At 72.9% G+C, this 6,811-nt stretch carries 6 protein-coding genes; 1 reads left to right on the plus strand and 5 read right to left on the minus strand.

From position 1 onward, the window contains the following. Positions 1-35: 35 nt before the first annotated feature. The 3 genes from FH715_RS11135 to FH715_RS11145 form a co-directional block, all read right to left on the minus strand. Entirely contained in the window at positions 36-578 is a 543-nt protein-coding gene (locus FH715_RS11135; protein WP_139643824.1) for a GNAT family N-acetyltransferase, read from the minus strand. 113 nt (positions 579-691) lie between these two features. Then, entirely contained in the window at positions 692-1,453 is a 762-nt protein-coding gene (locus FH715_RS11140) for an ALF repeat-containing protein (RefSeq protein WP_139643826.1), read from the minus strand. 508 nt (positions 1,454-1,961) lie between these two features. Further along, positions 1,962-2,975, minus strand: coding sequence for an AraC family transcriptional regulator (locus FH715_RS11145; RefSeq protein WP_139643829.1), 1,014 nt, complete (start codon positions 2,973-2,975; stop codon positions 1,962-1,964). A gap of 127 nt (positions 2,976-3,102) precedes the next feature. On the opposite strand from FH715_RS11145, the gene FH715_RS11150 reads away from it, so the two are divergent. Next, positions 3,103-4,110 carry an MBL fold metallo-hydrolase gene (locus FH715_RS11150; RefSeq protein WP_139643832.1) on the plus strand — a complete coding sequence of 336 codons (1,008 nt, stop codon included), beginning with the start codon at positions 3,103-3,105 and terminating at the stop codon, positions 4,108-4,110. Here FH715_RS11150 and FH715_RS11155 read toward each other — a convergent pair. Further along, the gene (locus FH715_RS11155) at positions 4,095-5,315 is read right to left on the minus strand and encodes an outer membrane protein assembly factor BamB family protein (protein ID WP_170184694.1); all 1,221 of its coding nucleotides are present in this window, start codon (positions 5,313-5,315) and stop codon (positions 4,095-4,097) included. The two genes, FH715_RS11150 and FH715_RS11155, sit on opposite strands and share 16 nt — an antisense overlap. Positions 5,316-5,473: 158 nt before the next feature. Further along, a complete protein-coding gene (locus FH715_RS11160; protein WP_139643838.1) occupies positions 5,474-6,772 on the minus strand; it encodes an outer membrane protein assembly factor BamB family protein in 1,299 nt (432 codons plus the stop codon). Between the last annotated feature and the right edge of the window lie 39 nt (positions 6,773-6,811).

Consider the following 6,811-nt stretch of genomic DNA (forward strand, 5'->3'; position numbering starts at 1 on the left):
GTCCGGCACGGCCGGAAGCGGGGCGTTCGGTCTGGTCAGCCGGCCGCCGCGTAGCAGCGGATGTCCACCCGCTGCTCCGGTCCCCACCACTCCTCGACCGTGCCCAACAGCCGCCAGCCGAGCCGCTCGTACAGCGCCGCCGCCGCGGCGTCCGAGGCCACGACGTCGAGCACCGGGTGCAGGCCGCGTTCCCCCGCCTCGGCGGCGGCGCGCGCCATCAGCAGGCCGCCGATGCCGTGGCCCCGGGCCCACGGGGCGACGAAGAGCCGGTTGACCACGGCCGTCGTCTCGGGCCCCACCCCCGCGTGGGCGCTCCACAGCCCCGGCGCCACGTCTCCCCCGTCGCTCGCGGAGAGCACCACGTGACCGGCCACGCGGCCGTCCAGCTCCGCCACCCAGGCGGCGAGCAGCGTGGGCGGGGTGAGCCAGGCGCCGGGGTTCCCCGGCCAGTTCATCGGATAGCGGTCCTCTTGGTGGACCCCCTCCAGCACCCGTGCACACGCGTCGATATCGCTGTCGGTCCTCCGCCGGACGCTCGGGGTCGAGGTGTGCGCACGCCGGCTGTTCTCGTTGCTCATCGCGGCATCAGAACACGGCCCCGACGGCGTTGCACAGCTACTTTCGTCGATGCCCGGCGTGGCGGACGGCGGTCACCCGCCGCCCGCCACGCCGGGCTACCGGTTCGCGACGGTCAGGCGTCGACCTCGTACTGGCCCTGCGTGATGAAGTAGCGCAGCGCCTCGGGCGTGCCCTCCTCCAACGCCGCCTCGGCGGCGGCGCGCAGCGCGTCGCTGATGTCCGGGTCGGCCAGGATGCGGAAGGTCGCCACCTGGTCGTCCTCGAACTGCGCGAGCCGGTAGCCGGTCTCGCGGAACTCCCGCACGGCCTGCGGCGTTCCCTCCTCCAGCGCCGCGATCGCCTCGCGCTCGACGGCCTTGTCGCCGGCCCGCTGCGCGTTGTTCAGGATGCGGAACGTGGCGACCTTGTCGTCCTCGAACTGCGCGACGGCGTAACCCGTCTCGCGGAACTCCCGCAGCGCCTCAGCCGTGCCGGCCTCCAGCGCCTCGGTCACCTCGCGCTCGACGGCCTTGTCACCGGCCTCCACCGCCAGGTTCAGGATGCGGAACGCCGCCACCCGGTCGTCCTCGAACTGGGCTGCCGGGTAACCGGTTTCGAGGAACGCGCGCAGCGCCTCCTCGGTGCCGGCGTCCAGCGCCTCGTTGGCCCCCCGGATCACCGCCTTGTCGTCGGCCTCCGTGGCCGCGTCCAGGATGCGGGTGACGGCGACGCGGAGCTCGTCCAACTCGTCGTCCGCCGTCGCCGTCGGCACCACGCCGTCGCCGGCGGGGGCGGTCGCGCCAGCGCCGCCGGAGGCGAAGGCGGGCGTGGCCAGCAGCAACGTCGGCGCCAGCGCGGTGGCCGCCACGGTCACCGCGACACGGGTCAGTCTCATGGGAAAGCCCTTCAGGTTCTGCGCGCAGCGCGCGCCTCGTGCGGAACCGAGGGCCACCAGTGACCCGGGAAGGTCGCCGCCCACCCCCCGATGGCGGCGCGACTCTCCCCCCGTGCGTCCTGCTTGTGTGCCCCCCGGCAATAACGAACATACCCGCGAAATGGTCGAATGATCACCGCGAGAGCGTGACAACCTTCACTTTTTGTCGACTGTTGACCGAACCTGCTCCGGAACGCGACCAGTTCGCGGGGCGGACACCCCCCGCCCCGGAGACGCCTCCGCGGGTGCGGCACCCACCGTGCGACTGCCGCGGCTCGTCACCCTCCGGCGTGCCGTCCTGATCGGCGGAAGGCCCACGGCGCGCCTCTCCGGACCGGCCACGGCCGCCGCCCCTACCTGAGCCCGCCACCGCCGGAGCCCGTCGGGGCGGCCCCGGGCTCCGGGGACTACGCGTCGAGGACCGAGGCCGGTCGGCCGCCGTTCCTCATCCCGCCCCGAGGGGCGACGCTCATCCGGGTCCCGGCCCACCGGGGTCGCCCGGGCCATCCGGGTCGTCCGGCGCCGTGACCACCGTGCGCGCCGCGATCCGCAGCCGGTAACGGCCCGGGGTGATCCCGAACTCCCGGGCGAACGCGTGGGAGAGCGCGTACGGGCTGCCGTATCCGACGCGGGCCGCGATGGTGGCCAACGTGGCGCCGGACTCCCGGAGTTGGGCGGCAGCCAGGATCAGGCGCCACCAGGTGAGATACGCCATCGGCGGCCGACCGACCAACGCGCCGAACCGGCGCGCCAGCGTCGGCCGGGAGACGCCGGCCTCCGCCGCCAGCCGCTCCGCGGTCCACGGCGCCGCCGGGTCGTCGTGCAACGCCCGCAGCGCGGCGGCCGTGACCGGGTCACCCAGTGCCCGGGGCCAGGCCCCGCTGGTCGCCTCCGCCATCCAGGAACGGACCAGATAGACCAGCAACAGGTCAAGCAGGCTCGGTAGCGCCACGCACGAACCGGGCCGCGTCTGGTCAAGCTCGCCCGCCAACAGTTCGATCGCCGCCCGGAGTTCGGGGTGCGCGCCGACCCGGCTCGGCAGGTGGACCACCTCGGGCAGCTCGGCGAGCAGCGGGTGGAGCCGGCTGCAGTCCAGCCGGTACGTGCCGCACAGGATCTCCGCCGCGCCCGCGGCGCCCGCGGTGTCGGGCCCCTCCGGGGCCGCCGCCCGCGTGCCGTTCGCCGCCGCCCAGCGCGCGAACGGCACCGCGCGCCTGGTCGCCGTGCCCCACTCCGGGCTCGACGCCGCGTCCGCCAACACATGCCCGGCGCCGTGCGGCAGCAGCACCGCGTCCCCCGCCCCGAGCATCACCGGCGGGCCGCCGCCGTCCGGCAGCAGCCGGCAGCCGCCGGCCATCACCACATAGAAACCCGCACCCTCGTACCGTTCCCGCCTGGCGTGCCAACGTCCCGCCGGCCACACCCGGTGAGACGTCGGGTGCCCCAGCCGCACGGCCGAGATCGCGTCGCTGACCACATCCACCGTCGCAGGCTATCCGCCCCGGCTGGTTGACCACTTCCACGGGGAACTGACCAGTGAGCGGACCACGTATTCCACTGAGCCGGTCACGCATTGAACCGCTCAGCTCGCCGTTTCTAGGGTCGGTTCCATGACCGACACCACAGCGACCGGCACCACGGCGACCGACACCACGGCATCCGCGACAGACGCGACCACGACGGACCCGACCGCGACCGAACTCGCCTCGCGCATCCGGCGCTTCGTCCTCGGCGACGTCGAGATCATCCGACTCGTCGAGTGGCACCGCCCGTTCGCGCCCGCCGCCGAGCTGGTGCCGGAAGCAGCGCCCGAGGCGTGGACCGACCACGCCGAGTCGCTGGTACCTGACCACTATGAACCGGTCAACAAATGGGCGGTGCTCGCGCTCCAGTACTGGGTGCTGCGCAGCGAGGGCCGGACCATCCTGGTCGACACCGGCGCCGGCAACGGGCGCGAACGCCCGGGAATGCCGCCGTTCCACCAGTGCGAAGGCGACTTCCTCGACCTTCTCGCGGCGGCCGGCCTCGCCCCCGACGACGTCGACCTGGTGGTCAACACCCATCTGCATGTCGACCACGTCGGCTGGAACACCAGGGCAGCCGACGACGGCACCTGGGTCCCCACGTTCCCCCACGCCCGTTACCTGCTGCCGGCCGCCGACGACCACCACTACGGCCCGGAGAACGCCTACGGCGGCGGCGCCGCCGAGGTCGACCGGCTGATCTACCAGGACAGCGTCGCGCCGATCCACCGCGCCGGCCTCGCCCAACGCTGGGACGGCCACCACCGCCTCGACGGCGCCCTCACCCTGGAGTCCGCCCCCGGCCACACCCCCGGCTCCTCCGTGCTGCGCCTGGCCTCCGGTACCGACCGCGCGGTCTTCGCCGGCGACCTGCTGCACAGCCCCGTCCAGATCCCGCACCCCCACCACAACAGCGGCGCCTGCCTCGCCCCCGCCCAGGCCGCGGCCACCCGACACCGCGTGCTCCAACGCGCCGCAGACGAGGGCGAGTTGCTGATACCTGCCCACTTCGGCGGCTCAGGCGTCGTCGAAGTCCGGCGCGACGGTGGGGCGTTCACCGCGACCGACTGGCAAACGGGTCACTCCGAGAGCTGAAGGGCGGTCACCCACTCGTCGTCCTCGGAGACCTGGTAGAGCACCCCGTCGCGCACGAGGGTGACTCCGTTCCACCGGGAGGCATCACCCGGCTCGATCTCCTCCCGCAGCGCCTCCCCGGTTCGGGGGTCCCACCAGACACGGAGGCGAGCCCACCCCGCGCCCTGCCGCTGGAGAGCGTCCCAGATCGGATCTCCCTCGTGGAAACCGGACTCCGTCGGCCCTCCGCCCGTGCTGCTCCGGAGCCATCCCAGCCCGTCGTCGGCCATCGACTCGCTCCACAGCTCGGCGCCGCTGCCCAGGTCGTAGGCCTCGACGGTACTCGCGTCGACGTTCTCCACGACCAGCGTCGAACCGCTGATCACGCCGCCGAAGACGCGGTTGGGCAACGGGCTCGCGCCGCGTTCCTCCCCCGCGTCGTCGAGAAGACGCACCGTGCCGCCCACGCTGAGGGCGAGCTCAGCTCCGGGGAGAACCTCCCAGGTGTCGTACGGATCCGAGAGAATCGTGGACTCCCCGGCCCACAGCCGGTCACCGCTCTCGGTGTCGAACGCGGCCGCCTCCATCGTCCCTTCGCCGCCACCGGTGAAGGCAACGGTGTAGGTGTTGGCGTGCCGCCAGCTGGTTTCCCCGACGTGCCCGGGATTCCCCGGCGCTTCGAGCGCCGGCAGGAGTGCGCCGCTTCCCGCGTCGAACCGGACGATCCCGGCGTACAGCGCGACCGAGACCACGTCCCCAGCGACGACCACGGGGCTCTGCCGGGAGTCCGGATTGACGTCATCGGCGGGATGGGCGTCCGCGAAGTCGTCCTCCCACAGGATCTCGCCGGCACGCGCGTCCAGGGCGGCCAGCATCCGGCACTCCCCACCCCGCCGGTACATCACGGCGGCGATGCCGTCGTCGTTCACCTCGGCGGAGTGCTGGCAGAACGACTCGGCGCCCGGCGGGGGTTCGAGCGACCACAGCTCCGTTCCCGTCTCCGGGTCGAGGCCGACGACCCTCTCCTCGGTCACGAAGACGACCGGCCCGTCGTCGACCGACCAGGCCCAGGTCGGTTCGGGCCCCCCGTCGCCGATCTCCGTCTCCCACAGCCACGTCATCGTCGCCTCCCGCGGCGGCGTCCCGGTCTCCCGTCGCTCCTCGGCGCCGTCCGACCCGTCACCGCCGCCCGACGTACACCCGGCGAGCAACAGCCCACCCGCCATGACGGCGACCGTTCCCCGACGCACGTGCCCTCCGCGGTATCTCACACGTCCCCCTGACCGTTCTCCGTCACATCGACGTGACCATCGACGTGACCATCGACGCGCCGAACGACCCCGCACGCGGGGGCCGTTCGGCACACCCCCGGTTCGCGCCCGGTTCATTCGGAGAGCTGGAAGGCCTCCAGCCGTCCGCGCTCAGTGAAGGCGAGCTGCACGTCGTCGCCCCACTGCCCCAGCGTGACCCAGGGCTCGTCCCGGGGGTCGGCCACTTCCCGCACCGTCTCTCCGGTCTCCGGGTCCAGCCACGTGTAGACATGATCCGACGTGTCGCCACCCGACGCGGCGTCCGGCTGGACAGCGATCCCGTGGACGACGGGTTGACCACTCGTGTACGCGAACGGCTGCCCCGCCGCTCCGGTGTCGCTGCCATACAGCGGCCCGGTGTAGTAACCGAGCCCCCCCGCCCACAGCTGCTCTCCGCTGCGGAGGTCGTAGCCGGCTATGCCCCCGGCATAGTCTTCCGAGACGAGCGTCGAGCCGGTGACCACCCCGCGCACGCTGTTCCCGATGCGGGCACGCAGCACGCCCGAGGAGTCGAACAGGTACAGCTTGTCCTCCCCCTGGAGCACCACGTCATCGGCGGGGAGGAGTTGCCCCACCAGCCACGCCCCCTGGGGGAACGGCCGCCTGTTGGTCCACAGCTCCTCTCCGCTCTCGGTGTCGAACGCGATCATCCGCTCCACGCCGGCGCAGTCGGGGACCGCGACCGTGTACGAGCGGGAGTGCACCCACGTGAGGTAATTCCGGCAGTGCGGGTCGTCGTCCCAGGGGGTTTCGGGAGCCGGGAGCGGGTCTCCCGTTTCGATGGCGAACCGTTCCACGGAGCTCTTGTCCGAGACGACCGAGACCAGTCCCTCAGCCACCACGAGCGGAGGGGGCCGCCACCCGTCACCCTCCGGCGAGTCGCCCAGGCCCTCGGTCTCCGCGAGGTCCACCTCCCAGAGCGCTTCGCCGCCGCGCGCGTCCACGGCGACCAACGCCCCGCACTCCCCTCCCCGTTCGAAGACCACGGCGCCGACCCCGTCCTCGTTCAGATCCTGCGACACCTCGCAGACCCGGCCCGCCCCCGAGGGGGGCGCGAGTTCCCATGTCCGCTCCCCCGTCTCCGGGTCGAGCCCCGCGACCCCGTCGATGGACACGAAGACGCTCGGCCCGCCGTCCGGCGTCCAGAACGTCGACGGCAACGAGGTCGCGGTCCCGGCGTCGGTCTCCCAGAGCAGAGTGGAGGTCTCGACCTCGGCCGACGCTCCCGCCTCCCCCGACCCGCCGCCCTCGCCCAAGGCGTCGGCGACACCGCCCCCGCCCGACGAGCACCCGACCAGCAACAACCCGCCCGCCGCGACGGCGGCTATCCCCCGAAACGTTCGTTTCTTACTTACGCGCTTACGTACCCGCATATCTCCCCGCCGGTTTACGTCAATTGGCACGCCGGGAGC

Origin of the sequence: Streptomyces sedi, assembly GCF_006335015.1 — a bacterium.
Classification (GTDB): domain Bacteria; phylum Actinomycetota; class Actinomycetes; order Streptomycetales; family Streptomycetaceae; genus Streptomyces; species Streptomyces sedi.

Excerpts from the sequence above, each read along its gene's own strand:
- FH715_RS11155 (WP_170184694.1), bottom strand. The coding sequence starts at position 5,315 with ATGGCGGGTGGGCTGTTGCTCGCCGGGTGTACGTCGGGCGGCGGTGAC.
- FH715_RS11150 (WP_139643832.1), top strand. The coding sequence starts at position 3,103 with ATGACCGACACCACAGCGACCGGCACCACGGCGACCGACACCACGGCA.
- FH715_RS11160 (WP_139643838.1), bottom strand. The coding sequence starts at position 6,772 with ATGCGGGTACGTAAGCGCGTAAGTAAGAAACGAACGTTTCGGGGGATA.
- FH715_RS11140 (WP_139643826.1), bottom strand. The coding sequence starts at position 1,453 with ATGAGACTGACCCGTGTCGCGGTGACCGTGGCGGCCACCGCGCTGGCG.
- FH715_RS11135 (WP_139643824.1), bottom strand. The coding sequence starts at position 578 with ATGAGCAACGAGAACAGCCGGCGTGCGCACACCTCGACCCCGAGCGTC.